The 20,215-nt window shown below is 64.5% G+C and carries 19 protein-coding genes; 16 read left to right on the top strand and 3 right to left on the bottom strand.

What is annotated here, in order from left to right:
• Nucleotides 1-35 precede the first annotated feature (35 nt).
• On the top strand, nucleotides 36-1,022 hold the full coding sequence (locus tag OKW44_RS05390; RefSeq protein ID WP_204357201.1) for a PoNi-like cognate immunity protein: 987 nt from the start codon (nucleotides 36-38) through the stop codon (nucleotides 1,020-1,022).
• Nucleotides 1,023-1,064: 42 nt separating this feature from the next.
• Here OKW44_RS05390 and OKW44_RS05385 read toward each other — a convergent pair whose 3' ends face one another.
• A complete protein-coding gene (locus tag OKW44_RS05385) occupies nucleotides 1,065-1,451 on the bottom strand; it encodes a phage integrase central domain-containing protein (protein WP_018425573.1) in 387 nt (128 codons plus the stop codon).
• On the opposite strand from OKW44_RS05385, the gene OKW44_RS05380 reads away from it, so the two are divergent.
• The 8 genes from OKW44_RS05380 (at nucleotide 1,450) to OKW44_RS05345 (ending at nucleotide 9,127) form a co-directional block, all read left to right on the top strand.
• Entirely contained in the window at nucleotides 1,450-2,259 is an 810-nt protein-coding gene (locus OKW44_RS05380) for a hypothetical protein (protein WP_018425574.1), read from the top strand. The genes OKW44_RS05385 and OKW44_RS05380 overlap by 2 nt on opposite strands.
• A gap of 25 nt (nucleotides 2,260-2,284) precedes the next feature.
• A complete protein-coding gene (locus tag OKW44_RS05375) occupies nucleotides 2,285-3,277 on the top strand; it encodes a PoNi-like cognate immunity protein (RefSeq protein WP_084754439.1) in 993 nt (330 codons plus the stop codon).
• Nucleotides 3,278-3,317: 40 nt separating this feature from the next.
• Nucleotides 3,318-3,914, top strand: coding sequence for a hypothetical protein (locus OKW44_RS05370; RefSeq protein WP_429409614.1), 597 nt, complete (start codon nucleotides 3,318-3,320; stop codon nucleotides 3,912-3,914).
• Between the two features lie 363 nt (nucleotides 3,915-4,277).
• Complete coding sequence (locus tag OKW44_RS05365; protein ID WP_026226638.1) at nucleotides 4,278-4,589, top strand: DUF4148 domain-containing protein; 312 nt, start codon at nucleotides 4,278-4,280, stop codon at nucleotides 4,587-4,589.
• 67 nt (nucleotides 4,590-4,656) lie between these two features.
• Nucleotides 4,657-5,784 (top strand): VIT1/CCC1 transporter family protein, encoded by a 1,128-nt coding sequence (locus OKW44_RS05360; RefSeq protein WP_018425079.1) that lies wholly within the window; start codon nucleotides 4,657-4,659, stop codon nucleotides 5,782-5,784.
• Between the two features lie 259 nt (nucleotides 5,785-6,043).
• Nucleotides 6,044-7,219: a quaternary amine ABC transporter ATP-binding protein gene (locus tag OKW44_RS05355; protein WP_018425080.1), complete on the top strand. Its 1,176-nt coding sequence runs from the start codon at nucleotides 6,044-6,046 to the stop codon at nucleotides 7,217-7,219.
• A complete protein-coding gene (gene choW, locus OKW44_RS05350; RefSeq protein ID WP_018425081.1) occupies nucleotides 7,212-8,114 on the top strand; it encodes a choline ABC transporter permease subunit in 903 nt (300 codons plus the stop codon). The genes OKW44_RS05355 and choW overlap by 8 nt, the downstream gene beginning before the upstream one ends.
• Nucleotides 8,115-8,134: 20 nt before the next feature.
• Nucleotides 8,135-9,127 (top strand): GlxA family transcriptional regulator, encoded by a 993-nt coding sequence (locus OKW44_RS05345; protein WP_018425082.1) that lies wholly within the window; start codon nucleotides 8,135-8,137, stop codon nucleotides 9,125-9,127.
• A 31-nt stretch (nucleotides 9,128-9,158) separates the two neighbouring features.
• Here OKW44_RS05345 and OKW44_RS05340 read toward each other — a convergent pair whose 3' ends face one another.
• Nucleotides 9,159-10,241, bottom strand: a complete 1,083-nt coding sequence (locus OKW44_RS05340; RefSeq protein ID WP_026226639.1) for a GlxA family transcriptional regulator — start codon at nucleotides 10,239-10,241, stop codon at nucleotides 9,159-9,161.
• Nucleotides 10,242-10,566: 325 nt separating this feature from the next.
• Between OKW44_RS05340 and OKW44_RS05335 the strand changes: the two genes are divergently transcribed.
• From OKW44_RS05335 to OKW44_RS05310, 6 genes are read left to right on the top strand one after another with little or no spacing between them, the layout of a single operon-like run.
• The gene (locus OKW44_RS05335; RefSeq protein ID WP_018425084.1) at nucleotides 10,567-11,961 is read left to right on the top strand and encodes an L-serine ammonia-lyase; all 1,395 of its coding nucleotides are present in this window, start codon (nucleotides 10,567-10,569) and stop codon (nucleotides 11,959-11,961) included.
• Between the two features lie 39 nt (nucleotides 11,962-12,000).
• Nucleotides 12,001-13,245, top strand: a complete 1,245-nt coding sequence (locus tag OKW44_RS05330) for a sarcosine oxidase subunit beta family protein (protein WP_018425085.1) — start codon at nucleotides 12,001-12,003, stop codon at nucleotides 13,243-13,245.
• 17 nt (nucleotides 13,246-13,262) lie between these two features.
• On the top strand, nucleotides 13,263-13,598 hold the full coding sequence (locus OKW44_RS05325) for a sarcosine oxidase subunit delta (protein WP_018425086.1): 336 nt from the start codon (nucleotides 13,263-13,265) through the stop codon (nucleotides 13,596-13,598).
• Nucleotides 13,595-16,597, top strand: a complete 3,003-nt coding sequence (locus OKW44_RS05320; protein WP_018425087.1) for a sarcosine oxidase subunit alpha family protein — start codon at nucleotides 13,595-13,597, stop codon at nucleotides 16,595-16,597. The genes OKW44_RS05325 and OKW44_RS05320 overlap by 4 nt, the downstream gene beginning before the upstream one ends.
• Nucleotides 16,587-17,243, top strand: coding sequence for a sarcosine oxidase subunit gamma (locus OKW44_RS05315; RefSeq protein WP_018425088.1), 657 nt, complete (start codon nucleotides 16,587-16,589; stop codon nucleotides 17,241-17,243). The genes OKW44_RS05320 and OKW44_RS05315 overlap by 11 nt, the downstream gene beginning before the upstream one ends.
• A 31-nt stretch (nucleotides 17,244-17,274) precedes the next feature.
• Entirely contained in the window at nucleotides 17,275-17,538 is a 264-nt protein-coding gene (locus tag OKW44_RS05310; protein ID WP_018425089.1) for a hypothetical protein, read from the top strand.
• A gap of 12 nt (nucleotides 17,539-17,550) precedes the next feature.
• On the opposite strand, the gene ampC is transcribed toward OKW44_RS05310, so the two are convergent.
• Complete coding sequence (gene ampC / locus OKW44_RS05305) at nucleotides 17,551-18,732, bottom strand: class C beta-lactamase (protein ID WP_018425090.1); 1,182 nt, start codon at nucleotides 18,730-18,732, stop codon at nucleotides 17,551-17,553.
• A gap of 280 nt (nucleotides 18,733-19,012) precedes the next feature.
• Here ampC and fdhA point away from each other — a divergent pair, with 280 nt between their 5' ends.
• Nucleotides 19,013-20,212: a formaldehyde dehydrogenase, glutathione-independent gene (fdhA, locus tag OKW44_RS05300; RefSeq protein WP_018425091.1), complete on the top strand. Its 1,200-nt coding sequence runs from the start codon at nucleotides 19,013-19,015 to the stop codon at nucleotides 20,210-20,212.
• Nucleotides 20,213-20,215 lie beyond the last annotated feature (3 nt).

Below are 20,215 nucleotides of genomic sequence, written 5' to 3'. Positions count from 1 at the left end.
AACCTATGTGGCCGATATTGAACAGTGAGATAGTCGTGAACCAACCATTTGACAAAACAAAACGCGAGCCGTTACTTCCCGAGCACTATTATCGGGAGACGTTGGAATTTTACAAAGAGGGTTTGGTTGACCCTGAAATTGATGAAATGTTGGCGTCTCCGGAGGAGTCGCTGGATCATAAGATTCGGTTGCTGTGGGGACGGGTGGGTGATGCTTTAAAAATTCTGATTGTGCGCTACTCAGCGGGCGAGGATGTCCAATCTCTGAGAGCCGATGCGGTTACAACGTTTGAATGTTTAAAAAAATACGATGAGTTGAGTAATGATAAATTCAAACTTTGGGAGCCCGACGCCTATCAGTACGTGATGTGGTTGCTGTCGCTGGCGGTGTTGCTCGGACTGAAGGAATGGGTGCCGACCATCGCGACGTGGATTAGCACCGATCCCGAGGACGGCCAGGACGTGCTGATGAGCCGCCTGTTTGGCTGCCTGGGCGTGTCGCTGCCGGGTGAGTCGCTGACACACCAGAAGCCGTTCGGCGACCTGCTACGCGCAACGGAGACGCACGGCGAGGCGCAGCAGCAGGCAATGGCCGACTACCTCAAACGATGGTACGGCGGCATGAAGGATTGCTATTGGCATGATCGCCATAAGCGCCTTGAGGCCGGATTCTTTGGCTACTGGGCCTTTGAGGCCGGGCTGGTGACGCTGCTCTGGAACATCGACGACGGCAGCTATCGCGACGCGCGTTTCTATCCGAAGGACCTGGCGGACTTCGCGCGCGAACAGGCAATGGCCCCGCAGGGCGAAGTGCAGAAGCCGCATATTTCGCGCAGGACCGGCGAGCGCTGCCCGTATGCAGGGCGCTGGGGCGTACTCGAATCGCCGGGTGCGTTTGTCCAGGAGCGCATGTTCAAGGAGGGCGACGTGTTCCCTGAGGGCATCGGCCGCGACCGCCGCGAAGGCCCGGTAACGTGGATTGTGATGAGGCGCGAGGATGGCGGCCCGACCCGCGAAGCTTGAAACACGTCCCCCGGCTAACGCGGGCCACGCCGGGACTGTCAATCAATCAGCCATTCCACACACATGCGCTGCCCACGCGTCCATCGTCGGGCGGCGCTGTTCCATCAAATCAGTGCGGTGATAGGCAACTTCGACCTTGTTTGCCACGGTATGCGCGAGCGCCCGCTCGGCAAGGTCGCGCGCATAGCCCTGTTCGCTGGCCCAATCGCGGAAGCTTGAACGGAAGCCGTGCAATGTCGCCGTGCGCCCGGGCGTGTCGCTCTTCGCCTTGCCGCCCAGCTTTGGAAACACGTAGGTCTCGAGCGTGCTGATCCACTGCGCGGCGTGTTTCTCGTTTTTCCAGCCCGGTTTCAGTTCCTTGTGAAGCTCGCGCGCCGCCTTCTTGAAGGTAAGCGCGGCGGCGGCGCTGCTGGCGGAACTGGAGCGCATGGAGAAGGCGTTCTACGCGGTACAGGCGAACTGCGCGAAGGAGATACCGCAGGCGCTGGCAAGGCTGGACGAGGCGTTACAGAAGCTGCTGAAGGACAAGCTGCCGCCGACGTATCATCCGGCCTATGCGGGCGTCCCTGCCCCGAAGCCCGAGGTGATGACGCCGCCGAAGGTGCGCGTGAGTTCGGGTATCGGTGAGCCGCCGAAGGTGCTGCCGATGAAGCGAGACGGTGCCGAAGGCGCGGGCGGCGCGGCGCAAGGCGGCCCGTTGCCCGAGTCGCCGGAGCCGGTGCCGGGCAGCAGCAACGTGCATCGCGACGATGTGGCGAAGATGAGCCGCGCGCAGAAGGGTATCTTTGGCGAGAAGGTGAGCGACGATTTCATGACGGCGCGGCGCTACCGGTCGGAACTGTCAGCGGACCGGCAGATGCGATTGCTGGACCAGCAGCCAATGGGCCGGGGTATCGACGGCGTATATCGGAAACCGCCTGGCGAACCGCCCCCGCCTTATGTCGTGACGGAGACGAAGTTTCGGACGGGGGGCAACTTTGATGCAAATGACCTGCCGACGACTAGAGGCTCGAAAGGATACCCATCAGCAAGGCAGATGAGCGATGATTGGATCATTCCGAGATTGGATAAGGCCGTAGGGGAAGAGAACGCTGAAATCATCGACAGGATGGGCTATGAACGGTGGCTAATGGTTGTTGACGAATCCGGTGCCGTCGTGGACATCACAAAGTTAGATGAAAGCGGAAATGCGTTACTGGGTGCAAATAAGCAACCGGTCAAAATACCCACGAAATAATTTCGGCTAGCTAAGGACCTACGATATGAGTGAATTATTTGAACAAAGGCGTCGCGAGCCTTTATTGCAGGAGGTGTATTACGAGCAGTCTGTCAATTTCAAAGAGAAGAACTTGGCCGACCCCGAAATCGACGCCATGCTTACAGACCTGTCTATCGACAGTGCGCGACGAAAGCGAACGAGTTGGCGACGCGCTTATAAGTCGCTCGAATTGCTAATTCAGCGTTATTCAGGCGGAGCCCCCTTGGCCGACCTCGAAGCATACGCCGCACGAGCTTTCGCTCAGTTTCAGCGGCACTATGCTGCATTTTCAGACGCGAAACTTAAGCTGTGGGAACCCGACGCCTACCAGTACGTTATGTGGCTGCTTTCGCTAGCGGTGTTGCTCGGCCTGAAGGAGTGGGTGCCGACAATCGCGACGTGGATTAGCACCGATCCCGAGGACGGCCAGGACGTGCTCGTGAGCCGCCTGTTTGGCCGCCTGGGCGTGTCGTTGCCGGGTGAGTCGCTGATCCACGAGAAGCCCTACGCCGACCTGTTGCGCGCAACCGAGACGCACGGCGAGGCGCAGCAGCAGGCAATGGCCAACTACCTGAAGCGCTGGTATGGCGGCATGAAGGATTGCTATTGGTTCGATTTACACAAGGAACGAACGGACGCGGGTTTTTTCGGCTATTGGGCCTTCGAGGCCGGGCTGGTGACGCTGCTATGGGGCATCGACGACGGCAGCTATCGCGAGATGCGTTTCTACCCGAAGGACCTGGCGGACTTCGGACGTGAACAGGCGATGGCCCCGCAGGGCGAAGTGCAGAAGCCGCACATTTCGCGCAAGACCGGCGAGCGCTGCCCGCATGCAGGGCGCTGGGGCGTGCTCGAATCGCCGGGCGCGTTTGTCCAGGAGCGCATGTTCAAGGAGGGCGACGTGTTCCCCGAGGGCATTGGCCGCGACCGCCAGGAAGGCCCGGTGACGTGGATCGTGATGGGGCGCGAGGATGGCGGCCCGACCCGCGAAGCGTGAGCCGATGAATCTTGTGGGTAAATTCCGGCACCCGGGCGCGGTGCCGTTTTTCGTTTCACCGCCAGCCTGGGTGCTCGTTCACGAGGACGCGGGCGGAGAACTGCGTGTCGCGACGGAAAGCGCAGGCGAAGGCCGCGCGATCCTCTGTTTTCTGTCACCGCTGGACGCGCTGATCGAGACCGCGCGCTTCGCGCAGTTAGGCGAGACATATCACGTCGCGCCCGCTGCGCATTTTGATGGCGGTCTCTTTCGCGATGCAGATGGTCGCGGGCTGGTCGCCTGTATCCACGCCGGATGGCCGACGCAGGGTGGACGTATCCTGCTGCGTCCAGGCGGCGCGCTGGGCCGCTATGCCAGGACGATACACATCTGGGCCAACGATTTACCCTGGTTTGAAGTCGATCCGGCCACCATCGAGATGATCGACCGGCTGCACGAACAGGCGGGCCTGTTCGCCTGGCGTGAGACCCTTAGCGCGATCCACGAATGGGACGCGGCGCGTCTGCGCGAAGCGGCGGGCCTGGCGCTTCGCACGGCGGCGGGCGCAGTCGTTGCCGCCCCTTCAACCTGTGACGGGATTGGGCTGTTCGACCCGGAGTTCGGACAGTGGCATTGCGTTGCCCCACCCGACGGTTGAGAGACGCGAGCATCGATGCCCACGTGGGTTGTATTGTGGGTCGAAAAATGCAAAGCACCGTAAGCCATTGACTATACGGGACTTTTTGTTCATTCATGGCGGAAAGAGTGGAGCGAAGCGACGGTCCGAGTAGATGATGAAATCGATCCACGCCACTATTGCTCATGAGTCAATCTCGGCGAAACCCGGAGCATTCTGAAAGCGAGGCCGCAGGGGTCGTCCACGCTCCCGACCCGCATCCCGCTATTTGGCTGTAAGCTCCCGTTGACGGGTTCGCGTGTAGGCTGCGCGACCCGGCGTGTGGTTCACGATTCGCAGACGCAATTCGTACGTTATTGCCAACTTTTTCAGGGGATATCAGTGATGAAGAGCTTCGCCATTAAACGAATCATGCTGGGGGTTTCGGCCGTCGCACTGATGGCCGGTACGATTCCGCTCGCGGTCGCGCAGGGCTCGACGGATGCCGCGGCCCAGGAAGGCGCGACGACGACCACCCCAAAGCCGACCAAGGCCGAGCGCAAGGCAGAGCGCAAACAGGCCCGCGCGAAAAAGAACGCCGAGTTGAAGAAACTCGAAGACGCGGGCTACCAGCCGGCGCAGAACGATCCGAACTATCCGGACAAGCTGCAGGCAGCCCAGAAGAAGGCCGGCGTTGGCGCGCCTGCCAGCCAGTAACGGACAGGTGGACGCCCGGCGTGGCATTCATCGTTGATGAGGCGCCGGGCAGTTGCGAGGCGCGATCATGGCAACGAAACATGAAGTGAAACGCTACAAGGCGAATCTCTCCGACGAACTGCACAGCGCCGCCCTCTATGAGACGCTCGCTCAGGTCGAGCAAGACGAGACCCGCAAGCAGGTCTATCAGGATCTCGCGCAATCCGAACACAGCCACGCGCAAGTGTGGGCCGACAAGCTCAGAGCCAATGGCATCGAACCCAAGGGCCGCGGGCACGCGGTCAAAACGCGTTTGATGAAGGGCCTCGTGCGCGTGTGCGGCGCGGACTTCGTGCTGCCGACGCTCGCCGCCGCCGAATACGCGGACCGCAACAAATATCAAGGCCAACGCGACGCGGGCCACATGTCGGCCGACGAACATCATCACGCGGCCGTCGTGCAGACGCTCGCGAGCACCGGCAATGCCAACCTGTCGTCCGGCGCGCGCATTGCCGCGGCCGAGTCGTGGCACAAGGGCGCCGCGTCGGGCAACGATCTGCGCGCGGCGGTTCTCGGCGCGAACGATGGCCTCGTGTCCAACTTCTGCCTGATCATGGGCGTCGCCGGCGCGGGCACCGGCAACAAGGCGATCCTGTTGACCGGCCTCGCCGGGCTGATCGCCGGTGCCTGTTCGATGGCGCTCGGCGAATGGCTGTCGGTCACCAATGCGCGCGAACTCGCGAGCACGCAGATCGCCAAGGAAGCCGAGGAGATCGAAGAACAGCCCGAAGCGGAGGAGCACGAGCTCGCGCTGATCTACCGCGCGAAAGGGCTCGATGCGAACGAGGCGAAACGAGTGGCCTCGCAGATGATGCGCGACAAGGACAAGGCGCTCGACACCCTCACGCGCGAGGAGCTCGGTCTCGATCCGGCGGAACTGGGCGGCAATCCCTGGTCGGCGGCGGGCGTGTCGTTCTGCTTGTTCTCGCTCGGTGCGATTTTCCCGGTGATGCCGTTCCTGTGGACGCGCGGCGTCAGCGCGATCGTGCAGTGTGTCGTGCTGAGCATGCTGGCGCTCGCGTCGATCGGCGTGTTCACGTCGCTGTTCAACGGCCGCAGCGCGGGGTTTTCGGCGCTGCGCCAGATCATCATCGGACTGATCGCGGCAGGGTTTACGTTCGGCGTCGGGCGTTTGCTGGGCGTGTCGATTTCCTGACCGGTTCACCCCGCAAGCGTCTCGCGCTCGTCGCCGTCCGGGAGCGCTGCCTGCTCTGTGGCGACACGCTCCGCGCGTCGGCCAATCCGCGCCAATCCTTTCTCCCACAAGGCTTTCCTCGCCGCGTCGAGCGTTCACCGCGCACCCGGGTGTCGCATTTCCTCATGTGGTTGTCGGAATTAGTCGGTTAGCCGCACTTTTTTCTGGCAACTATGTAGGCACAGCGCGGACGGACGTCCGCGAGCGAGGAGAGCATTCGATGAATTCCCCCAAGGTCGTGGTCGAAGGGCTGTGCAAGGTGTTCGGCAGCAACCCGAAACAGGCGCTCGCGATGCTGGCCAGCGGCGCCACGAAAGAAGAGGTGTTTGCCCGCACCGGTCAGATCGTCGGCGTCCACAACGCGTCGTTCGAGGTTCGCGAGGGCGAGATCTTCGTGCTGATGGGCCTGTCCGGCTCGGGCAAGTCGACGCTGATTCGACTGATCAATCGGCTCGTCGAGCCCAGCGCCGGCAAAGTGCTGATCGACGGCCGCGATGTCGCGAGCGTGCCGCGCGCCGAGCTGACCGCGCTGCGCCGCAAGGACATGAGCATGGTGTTCCAGTCCTTCGCGCTGATGCCGCAGCGCAGCGTGCTGGCCAACGCCGCGTTCGGGCTCGAGGTCGCGGGGGTCGGCCGCAAGGAGCGCGATGCGCGGGCGCTGACGGTGCTCGAACAGGTCGGCCTCGCACCGTTCGCGCAGAAACTGCCGGCCGAGTTGTCGGGCGGCATGCAGCAGCGCGTCGGGCTTGCGCGCGCGCTCGCGGTCAACCCGTCGCTGATGATCATGGACGAGGCGTTCTCCGCGCTCGATCCGCTCAAGCGCAAGGAGATGCAGAACGTGCTGCTCGATCTGCAACGCGAGCAGCAGCGCACGATCCTGTTCGTGTCGCACGATCTCGAGGAGGCGATGCGCATCGGCACGCGCATCGCGATCATGGAAGGCGGGCGCGTGGTGCAGATCGGCACGCCGCGGGAAATCATCAAGAACCCGGCCGACGACTACGTGCGCGCGTTCTTCGAAGGCATCGACACGAGCCGCTATCTGACGGCCGGCGATCTGATGCAGACCGACGACGTGCCGCTGATGCACGCGCCGCAGATCGACGCGTCGAGCGTCGCCGCGACGCTCGACGGCAGCGCCGACTACGCGTTCGTGCTCGACAGCGAGCGCCGGATTCGCGGCTTCGTGTGCCGCGATGCGACGGGCAGCGCGTCGCCGAAACTCAACCAGATCGAATGCATCCGCCGCAGCACGCCGCTCGACGACGTGGTCGAGCGCGTGGTGGCGAGCCGCGCGCCGCTGCCGGTCGTCGAAGCGGACGGCTCCTACTGCGGTTCGGTCAACAAGACGAACGTGCTGACCGTTCTCACGCGCCATCGAGGTTCCCATGTCTGAAGTCATTCCACTTGGCGCCTGGGTCGATCACGGCGTTCACTATCTGCTCGATCACGATGCGAAGACTTTCGACACGATCGGCAAGGTCATCGAGAGTTTTGCCGCGGCGGTCGAGCACGGTTTGCAGGCCGTGCCGATGTGGGCGCTGATGGCGTTTTTCGTCGGCATCGGCTTGTGGCGCGTCGGCTGGCGCTTCGCGCTGTTCACGCTGGCGGCGCTGCTGCTGATCTATGGCACCGGCTTCTGGGATCAGATGGTGATCACGCTCGGCCTCACGCTGTCGTCGACGGTGATCAGTCTCCTGCTCGGCGTGCCGCTCGGCATCTGGATGGCGAAGAGCCGCACCGTCGAAATGATCGTGCGCCCGGTGCTCGATCTGATGCAGACCATGCCCGCGTTCGTCTACCTGATTCCGGCCGCGATGCTGTTCGGTCTCGGCCGCGTGCCGGGCATCCTGTCGACGGTGATCTTCGCGATGCCGCCCGCGGTGCGTCTGACCGCGCTCGGCATCAGGCACGTGAATCGCGAAATCGTCGAAGCGGGACAGGCGTTCGGCTGCACGCCGTGGCAACTGCTGTACAAGGTGCAGTTTCCGAACGCGCTGCCGTCGATCATGACCGGCGTGAACCAGACCATCATGATGGCGCTGTCGATGGTGATCATCGCGTCGATGGTCGGCGCCGGCGGCCTCGGTAACGACGTGCTCGCGAGCATCCAGCGGCTCGATATCGGACTCGGCTTCGAAAGCGGGATGTCGGTCGTGATGCTGGCGATCATTCTGGACCGCATCACCGAGAGCTTCGGCCGGGCGCCGGGCAAGGTACGCGCCCCCCTGTTCGCCGGTTTGCGCAATGCGATGAAAGTGCGCCGCGAGCTGGCGGCGCAACACGGTTGACGGCCTGATTCGAGACGTCCATGAAGCGCGACGCAATCGCCTCCGTCGAAGCCGATGCGCGGCTGTGCGCCGTCGCGCACGTCGGCTTCCTGACGCTGCCGAATTTCTCGATGATCGCGTTTACGAGCGCGGTCGAGGTGCTGCGCATGGCGAATTACGTGGGCCGCGCGCAGCACTACCGGTGGTCGGTGATCACGCCGGACGGCGAGCCGGCGCGCGCGAGCAACGGCATCACGGTGAAACCGACCACCACGCTCGCCGAGGCCGGCATGCCGGACCTGCTGTTCGTGTGCGCGGGCTGGCACGTTCGCGAGTATGTGAACGACGCGGTGATCGCGCTACTGCGCGAGGCGGCCGCGCACCGCGTGCCGCTCGGCGGCATCTGCACGGGCCCGTATGCGCTGCTCGCGGCCGGGCTGCTCGACGGCTATCGCGCGACCGTGCATTGGGAGGACATGTCGCCGTTGCACCAGCGCTATCCGCACGTGCATTTCGACGACGAACTGTTCGTGATCGACCGCGACCGGCTGACCTGCACTGGCGGAACCGCGCCGCTCGACTTGATGCTGCATCTGGTGGGCATGCGGTTGGGGGCCGCGGTGGCAGCGCAGGTGTCCGAGCAATTCATCGTCGAGCGGATTCGCGGCTCGACCGATTACCAGCACATTCCGGTCGACGCGCGGATCGGCCTGTCGCGCGCTGAACTGATTGAAGTGGTGAGGCTGATGGAAGCGAACCTCGAGGAGCCGCTATCGCTCGACGAACTCGCCCGGCTCGTCAACCTGTCACAGCGTCATTTACAACGGATGTTCAAGCTATTCCTGAACGTGTCGCCGACGCATTACTACCTGAGCTTGCGGCTGCGCCGCGCGCGCGATCTGCTGCGCAATACCGATGCGTCGATCGCGCGTGTGACCACGGCGTGCGGTTTTCATTCTCCGTGTCATTTCAGCAAGGCCTATCGCGCGCAGTTCGGACATGCGCCGAGCGTCGAGCGGCGCATGCCGGAGTAGCGGGTGCCGCGGCCTCGCATGCCGCGCGGATTCAGATCGCCTGCGCGCGGCCCGGAAACGTTTCGTCGTAGCACGAGCCGTCGTCGACTTGCTGCGCCGTGCCGCGCTGCTCGCGATACATCATCGGCGGGACGCCGAACTGCTTGCGAAATTCCCGTCCCAGGTGCGAGGCGTCCGAAAAGCCGCAGCTTGACGCGATATCGGCGACGGTTTTGTCTGAGCTCGTCAACAACCACGCGGCGGTGCGCAGGCGCACCTGCTTCGCGTAGGCTTGCGGCGCCTTGCCGGTCTGCGCCTTGAACAGCCGTTCGAGCTGACGTGGCGACAGATCGAGCTTGCCCGCCAGTTCGTCGAGCGGCAGCGCGCGGCCCACGTGCTGCTCCATCAGCAGGATCGCGCGCTTGACCTTCGGATGCGAGGCCGGCGCGAGACCGGGGGGATGCGGCTGCGGCGCGTTGCCTTTCTGCAGGTCGTCGACGAGCAGAATGCGCAGCGCCTTCTGCACCGTGGCGGTTTCGAAATGACGCAGCAGGATCGCGGCGGCGACGTCGATCGACGCGCGGCCGCCGGAACAGGTGATGCGCCGCCGGTCGATCACGAACAGCCGGTCGGCGACCAGCATCTGTTCGTCGACCGACGGAAAGCGCTCGATGAAATCCCAGTAGTGAAACCAGCTCACGCAGATCCGATGGCCGTCGAGCACGCCCGCGCGCATCAGCGAGAACACGCCGGTGCACATGCCGACCAGCGTCGCGTCGCGGGCGGCGGCGCGGCGGATGAACGCGAGCGTCGCCTCGCTCGCGGCCGGCCCCGAGTGCAGCAGTCCGCCGACCACCACCACGTAGTCGAACTTCTCGGCGGTCTCGAAGGTTTCCCACGGCGTGATCTGGATGCCGCAACTCGCGCGCACCGGAGCCAGGGTTTCCCCGATCACGCTCCACGAACAGCGTACCGGCTTGCTGAAGTCGCCTTCGTCGGCGGACAGGCGCAGCAGGTCGACGAAACCCGAGAATGCGGTCAGCGTGAAGTTCGGCAGCAGGATGATGCCGAAGCGGATGCGCTGCTTCGTGGCTGTGTCGAGTGAGGGAGGGGCAAGCGTTTCAGCGGAATTCATGCGCGCGACGAGTCGGTGAAAAAAACGGCGAAAGAGGAACGAACGTTGACCGAAACGGTGAAGCCGAGGATAGCACCACGGACCTTCAGCATTGCCGGCCGCAATCGGGCCGCCTGTCGCAAATGCGTCCCAATTCATCGCAAATGCGCCGGGAGACCCGCGTGGCGGCTCACTTGACGACGCCATCCCATTGCGATGCCGTTTTTATTCTATCGATCCGGCCCGGCGTGCGGTGCAATAGACGCACATTCCATCCGGACGCATGAGTCGAGTCGAGGCGCTTCCGGCCATCGCAACACGCAAGACACAACGCACAAGGCACGCCATGAACGTCAGCGTCTTCGATCTGTTCAAGATCGGCATCGGTCCATCCAGCTCGCACACGGTCGGGCCGATGATCGCCGCATGCCGCTTCGCATCGCATATCGAGGACGCGAATCTGCTCGGCTTCGTGCGGCGCGTCAGAGCCGAGCTGTTCGGCTCGCTCGGCGCGACCGGCAAGGGCCACGGCACCGACAAGGCGGTGCTGCTCGGCCTCGAAGGCAATCTGCCCGACCGGCTCGATCCTGAGCTGATCGAGCCGCGGCTGCGCGCGATCCGCGAGACCCGACAGCTCGTGCTGCTCGGCAAGCATCCGGTCGGGTTCGACGAGCGCGAACATGTCGGCTTCTTCCGCAAGCTGATGCCGGGCGCGCCGGGCTCGGGCGTCGTGCATCCGAACGGCATGCGCTTCCAGGCCTTCGACGAGAACGGTCAACTGCTCGTCGAAAAAGAGTACTTCTCGATCGGCGGCGGCTTCGTCGTCAATCGCGACGGCGATCGCGTGAACGGCCGGCGCGCCGACGCCGAGGTGCCGTATCCGTTTCGCACCGGCGACGATCTGATGCGCGTGTGCCGCGAAAGCGGCCTGTCCATCGCCGAAGTGACGTTGCGCAACGAATGCGCGACCCGGCCCGAACACGAAGTGCGCGAGGGCCTGCTGGCGATCTGGCGCACGATGGCCGCGTGTGTCGAGCGCGGTTGCAAGGTGCACGGCGAGTTGCCAGGCCCGATGCACGTGAAGCGTCGCGCGGCCGAGCTGTGCGAGCGCTTGCGCGCACGCTCGGAGGAATCGCTGCGCGACCCGCTGTCGATGCTCGACTGGGTCAACCTGTACGCGATGGCCGTCAACGAGGAGAACGCCGCGGGCGGCCGGGTCGTCACCGCGCCGACCAATGGCGCGGCCGGCGTGATCCCGGCAGTGCTGCACTACTACGTGAAATTCATGCATGCGGCGAACGACGCCGGCATCGTCGACTTCCTGCTGACCGCCGCGGCAATCGGCATCATCTACAAGGAAACGGCGTCGATCTCCGGCGCCGAGGTGGGCTGCCAGGGCGAAGTGGGCGTGGCCTGCTCGATGGCCGCCGCGGCGCTCGCGGCCGTGATGGGCGGCACGCCCACCCAGGTCGAGAACGCCGCCGAAATCGGCATGGAACACAACCTCGGCATGACCTGCGATCCGGTCGGCGGGCTGGTGCAGATTCCGTGCATCGAGCGCAACGCGATGGGCGCGATCAAGGCGATCAACGCGGCCCGCCTCGCGATGAAGGGCGACGGCAAGCACGTGGTGTCGCTCGACAGTGTGATCCGCACCATGCGCGAAACCGGCGCCGACATGAAGACGAAATACAAGGAGACGTCGCGCGGCGGACTGGCCGTGAACGTCATCGAGTGTTGAACCGCTACACCGCATCCGCAAAACCGCAAAGGACCGACGATGAGCCGCTATTCGATATTCAGCCTGCTACGCAACGGGATGTCGTATCACGAGAACTGGGAGCGGCAATGGCGCAGCCCCGAGCCTAAACGTGAATACGACGTCGTGATCGTCGGCGGCGGCGGGCACGGTCTCGCGACCGCGTACTACCTCGCGAAGGAGCATGGCGTGCGCAATGTCGCGGTGCTCGAGAAGGGCTGGATCGGCGGCGGCAACACCGCGCGCAATACGACGATCGTGCGGTCGAACTACTTGTGGGACGAATCCGCCGCGCTCTACGAGAAGGCGATGAAGCTGTGGGAAGGGCTCGCGCAGGATCTGAACTACAACGTGATGTTCAGCCAGCGCGGCGTGATGAATCTCGCGCATACGCTGCAGGACGTGCGCGACACCGAACGCCGCGTCAACGCGAACCGCCTGAACGGCGTCGACGCCGAATTTCTCACTCCCGCGCAGATCAAGGAACTCGAGCCGACCATCAATCTGAACAGCCGCTATCCGGTGCTCGGCGCATCGATCCAGCGGCGCGGCGGCGTGGCCCGGCACGATGCGGTGGCGTGGGGCTTCGCGCGCGGCGCCGATCAGGCCGGCGTCGATATCGTGCAGAACTGCCAGGTCGTCGGCATTCGCCGCGACGGCAGCCAGGTGACGGGCGTCGACACGACGAAGGGTTTCATCAAGGCGAAGAAGGTCGCGGTGGTCGCGGCCGGCAACACGTCGACGCTCGCCGACATGGCCGGCGTGCGACTGCCGCTCGAAAGCCATCCGTTGCAGGCGCTGGTGTCGGAGCCGATCAAGCCGGTCGTCAACACGGTCGTGATGTCGAATGCGGTCCACGCGTATATCAGCCAGTCCGACAAGGGCGATCTCGTGATCGGCGCGGGCGTCGATCAGTACACGGGCTTTGGGCAGCGCGGCAGCTTCCAGATCATCGAGGGCACGCTCGAGGCGATCGTCGAGATGTTCCCGGTGTTTTCGCGCGTGCGAATGAACCGGCAGTGGGGCGGCATCGTCGATGTGTCGCCGGACGCGTGCCCGATCATCAGCAAGACCGATGTGAAGGGACTGTATTTCAACTGCGGCTGGGGGACGGGCGGCTTCAAGGCGACGCCCGGCTCGGGATGGGTCTATGCGCACACGATCGCGAAGAACGAACCTCATCCGTTGAACGCGCCGTTTTCGCTGGACCGGTTCTATACCGGTCATCTGATCGATGAGCATGGCGCTGCCGCCGTGGCCCACTAGTCGACAAGGAGACACAGATGCTGCTGATCGAATGCCCCTGGTGCGGTCCCCGCGCCGAAACCGAATTCTCGTGCGGCGGCGAGGCGGACATCGCTCGCCCGCTCGACACGGACAAGCTCACCGACAAGGAATGGGGCGACTACCTTTTCATGCGCAAGAACCCGCGCGGCGTGCATCGCGAGCAATGGTTCCACACGCAGGGTTGCCGCCGCTGGTTCAAGGCGCAGCGCGACACCGTCAGCTATGCGTTCCAGGGCTATCAGACGTTCGAGCGGCCGTTGCTGGCGCTGGACAGTACCGATACGCAGGCAGCAAACGCACAGGTAAAGGCACAAGAGGGCAAAGCATCATGAGCCAGAAAGACCGACTCCCGACCGGCGGGCGCATCAATCGCGCGATCGCGCTGAGCTTCACGTTCAACGGCGTCGAGTATCAGGGTTATCAAGGCGATACGCTCGCGTCTGCATTGCTCGCGAACGGCATGCATTTCGTCGCGCGCAGCTGGAAATATCATCGGCCGCGCGGCATCGTGACCGCGGGCGTCGAGGAGCCGAACGCGGTCGTGCAACTGGAGACCGGCGCCTACACGGTGCCGAACGCGCGGGCCACCGAGGTCGAGTTGTACCAGGGGCTCGTCGCGAGCAGCGTGAACGCGAAACCGAGCATCGAGAAGGACCGCATGGCGATCAACCAGAAGATCGCGCGCTTCATTCCGGCGGGCTTCTACTACAAGACCTTCATGTGGCCGCGCAAACTCTGGCCGAAGTACGAGGAAGCGATTCGCGACGCGGCCGGCCTCGGCACCGCGCCGCGACAGCGCGACGCGGACCGCTACGACAAGTGCTTCGCGCATTGCGACGTGCTGGTGGTCGGCGGCGGCCCGACCGGGCTCGCGGCCGCGCACGCGGCGGCCTTGTCCGGCGCGCGCGTGACGCTCGTCGACGATCAGCCCGAGCTGGGCGGCTCGCTGCTGTCCTGCGGCGCGGAGATCGACGGCAAGCCCGCGCTGCAGTGGGTGCGGAAAATCGAGGACGAATTGCGGCAGTTGCCCGATGTGAAGATCCTGAGCCGCAGCACCGCGTTCGGCTATCAGGACCACAATCTCGTCACGGTCACGCAGCGCCTGACCGATCATCTGCCCGTGTCGCAGCGCAAGGGCACGCGCGAACTGTTGTGGAAGATCCGCGCGAAACGCGTGATTCTGGCGACCGGCGCGCATGAACGGCCGATCGTGTTCGGCAACAACGATCTGCCTGGCGTGATGCTCGCGTCGGCGGTGTCGAGCTATCTGCATCGGTATGCGGTACTGCCGGGTCGCAATGCGATCGTGTTCACGAACAACGACGACGGCTATCAATGTGCGCTCGACCTGAAGGCGGCCGGCGCGCAGGTGAGCGTCATCGATCCGCGCGCGGGCGAATCGAAGGGCACGCTGCCGGCGCTCGCGCGCCGCCATGGCATCAAGGTGCTGAACGGCACGGTCGTCACGGCGGCGCATGGCAAGCTGCGCGTCGCGTCGGTGTCGCTCGCCTCATATGCGAAAGGGCAAATCACCGCTCAGCAGGGCCAACTGCCGTGCGATCTGCTCGCGATGTCGGGTGGCTGGAGCCCAGTGCTGCATCTGTTCGCGCAGTCGGGGGGCAAGGCCCATTGGCATGACGACAAGGCCTGCTTCGTGCCGGGCAAGGCGGTCCAGCCAGAGACCAGCGTCGGCGCCTGCGCGGGCGACTTCACGCTCGGCCAGGGCATCCGCTTCGCGCTCGACGCCGGCGTCGAAGCGGCGCGCGCGGCCGGGCACATCGTCGCGCGGCCAAAGCCGGTGCAGGTCGCCGAACTGAGCGAAACGAAGCTGGAACCGCTGTGGCTCGTCGGCGGACGCGAGTTGGCCACGCGTGGGCCCAAGCAGTTCGTCGATTTCCAGAACGACGTCGCGGCGGCCGATATCTTCCTCGCGGCGCGCGAAGGCTTCGAGTCCGTCGAACACGTGAAGCGCTACACCGCGATGGGCTTCGGCACCGACCAGGGCAAGCTCGGCAATATCAACGGCATGGCGATTCTCGCCCAGGCGCTCGGTAAGACCATTCCCGAGACCGGCACGACGACGTTCCGGCCGAACTACACGCCGGTCACGTTCGGCACGTTCGCCGGCCGTGAATTGGGCGAATTGCTCGATCCGGTGCGCAAGACGGCGGTGCATGAATGGCACGTGGAATACGGCGCGGCGTTCGAGGACGTCGGCAACTGGAAGCGTCCGTGGTATTACCCGAAAGCGGGCGAGGATCTGCACGCGGCGGTTGCGCGCGAAGCGCTCGCGGTGCGCACGAGCGTCGGCATTCTCGATGCGTCGACGCTAGGCAAGATCGATATTCAGGGCCCCGATTCCGCGAAACTGTTGAACTGGGTGTACACGAATCCGTGGACCAGGCTCGAAGTCGGCAAGTGCCGGTACGGCCTGATGCTCGACGAAAACGGCATGATCTTCGACGACGGCGTGACCGTGCGCCTCGCCGAGCAGCACTACATGATGACGACCACCACCGGCGGCGCGGCGCGTGTGCTTACGTGGCTCGAACGCTGGCTGCAAACCGAATGGCCCGACCTGCGCGTGCGGCTCGCGTCGGTCACCGATCACTGGGCAACTTTTGCGGTAGTCGGCCCGATGAGCCGCAAGGTGCTGCAAAAGGTCTGCGACGACATCGACTTCGCGAACGCGGCGTTTCCGTTCATGACGTATCGTGAAGGCACCGTCGCGGGTGCGGCGGCGCGCGTGATGCGCATCAGCTTTTCGGGCGAACTCGCGTATGAGGTGAACGTGCCGGCGAACGTCGGACGCGCGGTGTGGGAAGCGTTGATGGCCGCGGGCGCGGAGTTCAACATCACGCCGTACGGCACCGAGACGATGCACGTGCTGCGCGCGGAGAAGGGCTACATCATCGTCGGCCAGGATACGGACGGCTCGATGACGCCGCACGACCTCGGCATGGGCGGGCTCGTCGCGAAGTCGAAGGACTTTCTCGGCAAGCGCTCGCTCGCCCGCTCGGACACCGCGAAGGCGGGACGTAAGCAACTGGTCGGGCTGCTCGCGGAGGATGCGTCGTTCGTGATACCCGAGGGCTCGCAGATCGTCGCCGGTCCGTTCCAGGGCGACACCGCGCCGATGCTCGGGCACGTCACGTCGAGCTATTACAGCCCGATTCTGCAACGCTCGATCGCGATGGCGGTCGTCAAGGGCGGTCTCGACAAGATCGGCACGACCGTCACGATTCCGCTCGCGAGCGGCAAACAGATCGCGGCGAAGATCGCGAGTCCGGTGTTCTACGACAGCGAAGGAGCACGTCAACATGTGGAATGAAACTGGCGGAACGGTGTCCATCGTGGACCGCACGCTCGGGCGGCAAAACGGCGCGTGGCAGGAGTCGCCGCTGGTCGGTGTGGATGGGCTGCTGAAACAGCATCAGGCCAACGCGACTGCCGCGTTCCGGCTCGGCGAGCGGCCATTTCTCGAACTCGTGAACGTGCGCGGCGATACGCGCGACGCGGCGTTCATTCGCGCGGTGGAACAGGTGATCGGCTGCAAGCCGCCGGAGAAGCCGAACACCGTCGCGCGCGGCAACGGCTACGACATGGTCTGGCTCGGCCCGGACGAATGGCTCGTGCGTTCGGAGACCGCGCACGATGCGACGCGCACGGCGCCGTTGCAGGCGAAGCTCGGCGCGGCGTTCGCGGGCGTGTTCGCATCGGCGGTCGATGTGGGCAGCGGCTATACGGTGCTTGAAATCACCGGCACGCGCACGCGCGACGTGCTCGCGCGCGGCTGTCCGCTCGATCTGCATCCCAAACTTTTCGGCCTGGGGCAGTGCGCGCAGAGCCACTATTTCAAGGCGTCGATCGCGTTGCTGCCCACGGGCGCCGACAGTTTCGACATCGTCGTGCGTCGCAGTTTCGCGGATTACTTCGTCAGGATCATGCTCGACGCCGCCGAGCCGTTGATGTGCTGAGCGACGCGCGCTTCGCTTTGCTGATTTCGCCATGACGTCGGCACGCGCGGCCACCTCGCTTCTCACGGCACGCGCGTGCGATGAGCGCGATGCCGGCGCCGCGCTCGCGCTGCTCGATCAAAGTATCGCGCTGCGTCATCGGCGCATTGCGCTGATCCGCTATCTACTCGCGCGGGAGCTCGGTGCGCCGCTCGAAGCGCGGCATCATGCGTACGTCGAGAAAATCGCGGCTCGTCTGAGCGCGGATGCGCTCGCGCGGATCGCCGGCGCAGCGCGTGCGCGGCTGCGCCCGTAAGTCCACGCCGTATCAGGGCTTGCCGCCATCCAGCGCCGTGAGGATCTGGTGCGCGGCGCTCACGCGCGCTTCGTTCGGGAAATTGCGATTGGCGAGCATCACGATACCGATCCGCTTTTGTGGCACGAACGCGACATACGCGCCGAAGCCGCTCGTCGATCCGGTCTTGTTGATCCAGACGTTCTGCTGCGGCGGCAGCGGCGGTTTGATTGCGGTCGACGGCGTGCCGTTCAGGGCCATCTCGAGCGAGTTGCCCGCTTGCAAGGTGCGCAACTCGACCGGATACGGGTACTGCTCCCACATCAGATCCTGGGTCAGCACGCCGGACTGGAAGTAGCCGGTATGCGTGTCCGTGATCGCGCGCTGCCACTGACTGTCGAGCGGAATCAGGTTCATGTTGGCTTGCACGTAACGCAGCATATCCGCGGCGGTCGACTTCACCCCGTAGGCTTCGGCGGAAATCACGCCGCCCGTCAGACGGACCGGCGCGCCGTCTTTCGCATAGCCCTGCGCATAGTCCGGCATTTTCGCCGCGGGGACGTCGATGTAGCTGTTCTTCATGCCGAGCGCCGGAAACACGCGTTGCTGCATCAGCACGGTGAAGTCCTGGCCCATGCTCTTCGCGGTGATCAGGCCGAGCGTACCGATGCCTGGATTGGAGTAGGTGCGGAACGTGCCGGGCGCGTGAGCGGGCTGCCAGTCGTGGAAGTACTGCAGCAATTGGGCGTTGTTGTGGATGTCGTCCGGCACCTGCAGCGGCAGGCCGCCAGGCGTGTGTGTGCCGAGGTTCAGCAGGCTGACTTTGCCGAACGGGCGGCCGCGCAGCGTCGGCAGATAGCGCTCCGTGCTATCCGACAACGACAGCTTGCCGTCGAGCTGCGCATACGACGCGAGCGTCGCCGTGAAGGTCTTGCTGACCGAGCCGAGTTCGAACAGCGTGTCGCGGGTGACCGGCTTGCCGGTTTGCGTCGATGCGACGCCGTAGTTGTACACGTAGGGCTTGCCGTCGTCGATCACGCCGACCGCCATCCCGGCGATATGGTACTTCGCCATCAGCGGCCTGATCGCGGCATCGATGGTCGGTTGGAGTTGCGCGGCGGTGGGCTCGGCCGCATGGCCGACGGGTGAGATCGCGCAGAGCGTGAACAGCGCGAACGTGGCGGTTGTTATCAGTTTGAGCGCTCGGGTCTTCATTGCAAACGGGTCCTCGGTCGGGGGAGTGTGAATCGGTGGATCGGCGATTCGGCTGAGGCAGCACTATCCGGCTTTTGCGAACCGCTGGCAAACGAGGATAAGTTAGGCGACGGTAAAGAAAAAGTTGTGGGCGGCAATCCGAGCGGCGCCGGCGTTGTCGGCTGAAGCCAAACGCGTGTCGGGTTCGGCACAGGTGTCGCTCCGGGCGGCCGCTACGCTGGTGAAACGGTGCGCCGCGCGGCGTGCGGGGCGTGCCGCTCACGAACATGGAGACGAGACAATGAGCAGCAATCGCGGCGTCGTGTATCTGGGGCAGGGCAAGGTCGAAGTGCAATCGATCGACTACCCGAAGATGGTCGATCCTCGCGGCCGTTCGATCGGCCACGGCGTGATCCTGAAAGTGGTCAGTACGAATATCTGCGGCTCCGATCAGCACATGGTGCGTGGCCGCACGACCGCCGAGGTCGGCCTCGTACTTGGGCACGAGATTACCGGCGAAGTGATCGAGGTCGGGCGCGATGTCGAGACGCTGAAGGTCGGCGATCTGGTGTCGGTGCCGTTCAACGTCGCCTGCGGGCGCTGCCCGACCTGCAAGGCGCAGCATACCGGCGTGTGCCTGAACGTGAACCCGTCGCGCGCGGGCGGCGCGTATGGCTACGTCGACATGGGCGGATGGATCGGCGGCCAGGCCGAATACGTGCTCGTGCCGTACGCGGACTTCAACCTGCTGAAATTTCCCGACCGTGCGCAGGCGATCTCGAAGCTCCGTGACCTGACGTGCCTGTCCGACATTCTGCCGACCGGCTATCACGGCGCGGTGATGGCCGGCGTGCAGCCCGGTGCGAGCGTCTACATCGCGGGCGCGGGCCCGGTCGGCATGGCGGCGGCCGCGTCCGCGCGCCTGCTGGGTGCGGCCTGCACGATCGTCGGCGACATGAACGAGGCACGCCTTGCGCATGCGCGCAAGATGGGCTTCCAGACTATCAATCTGTCGAAGGACGCGACGCTCGGCGAGCAGATCGAGCAGATTCTCGGCAAGCCCGAAGTGGATTGCGCGGTGGACTGCGTCGGCTTCGAAGCACACGGTCACGGCAGCGGCGGCTCACACGAGGAGGCCCCGGCCGCGGTGCTCAATTCGCTGATGGAAATCACCCGCGCGGCCGGCGCGATCGGCATTCCCGGACTCTACGTGACCGACGATCCGGGCTCGACCGATGCCGCCGCGCGCCAGGGCAGCCTCAGCTTGCGTTTCGGGCTCGGCTGGGCCAAATCGCACTCGTTCCACACCGGGCAGACGCCGGTCATGAAGTACAACCGCAATCTGATGCAGGCGATCCTGTGGGACCGTTTGCCGATCGCCGACATCGTCAACGTGACGGTGGTGTCGCTCGACGATGCGCCCGAGGGTTACCGGCAATTCGACGGCGGCGCGCCGAAGAAGTTTGTGATCGACCCGCACGGGTTGTTGAAGGCCGCTTGAGTT

The sequence above is a fragment of the Paraburkholderia lebeckiae genome (genome assembly GCF_050436325.1).
GTDB classification, from domain to species: domain Bacteria; phylum Pseudomonadota; class Gammaproteobacteria; order Burkholderiales; family Burkholderiaceae; genus Paraburkholderia; species Paraburkholderia tuberum.
Note: the sequence above shows the minus strand (reverse complement) of the source record. Positions and strands in the feature narration are given on the sequence as shown.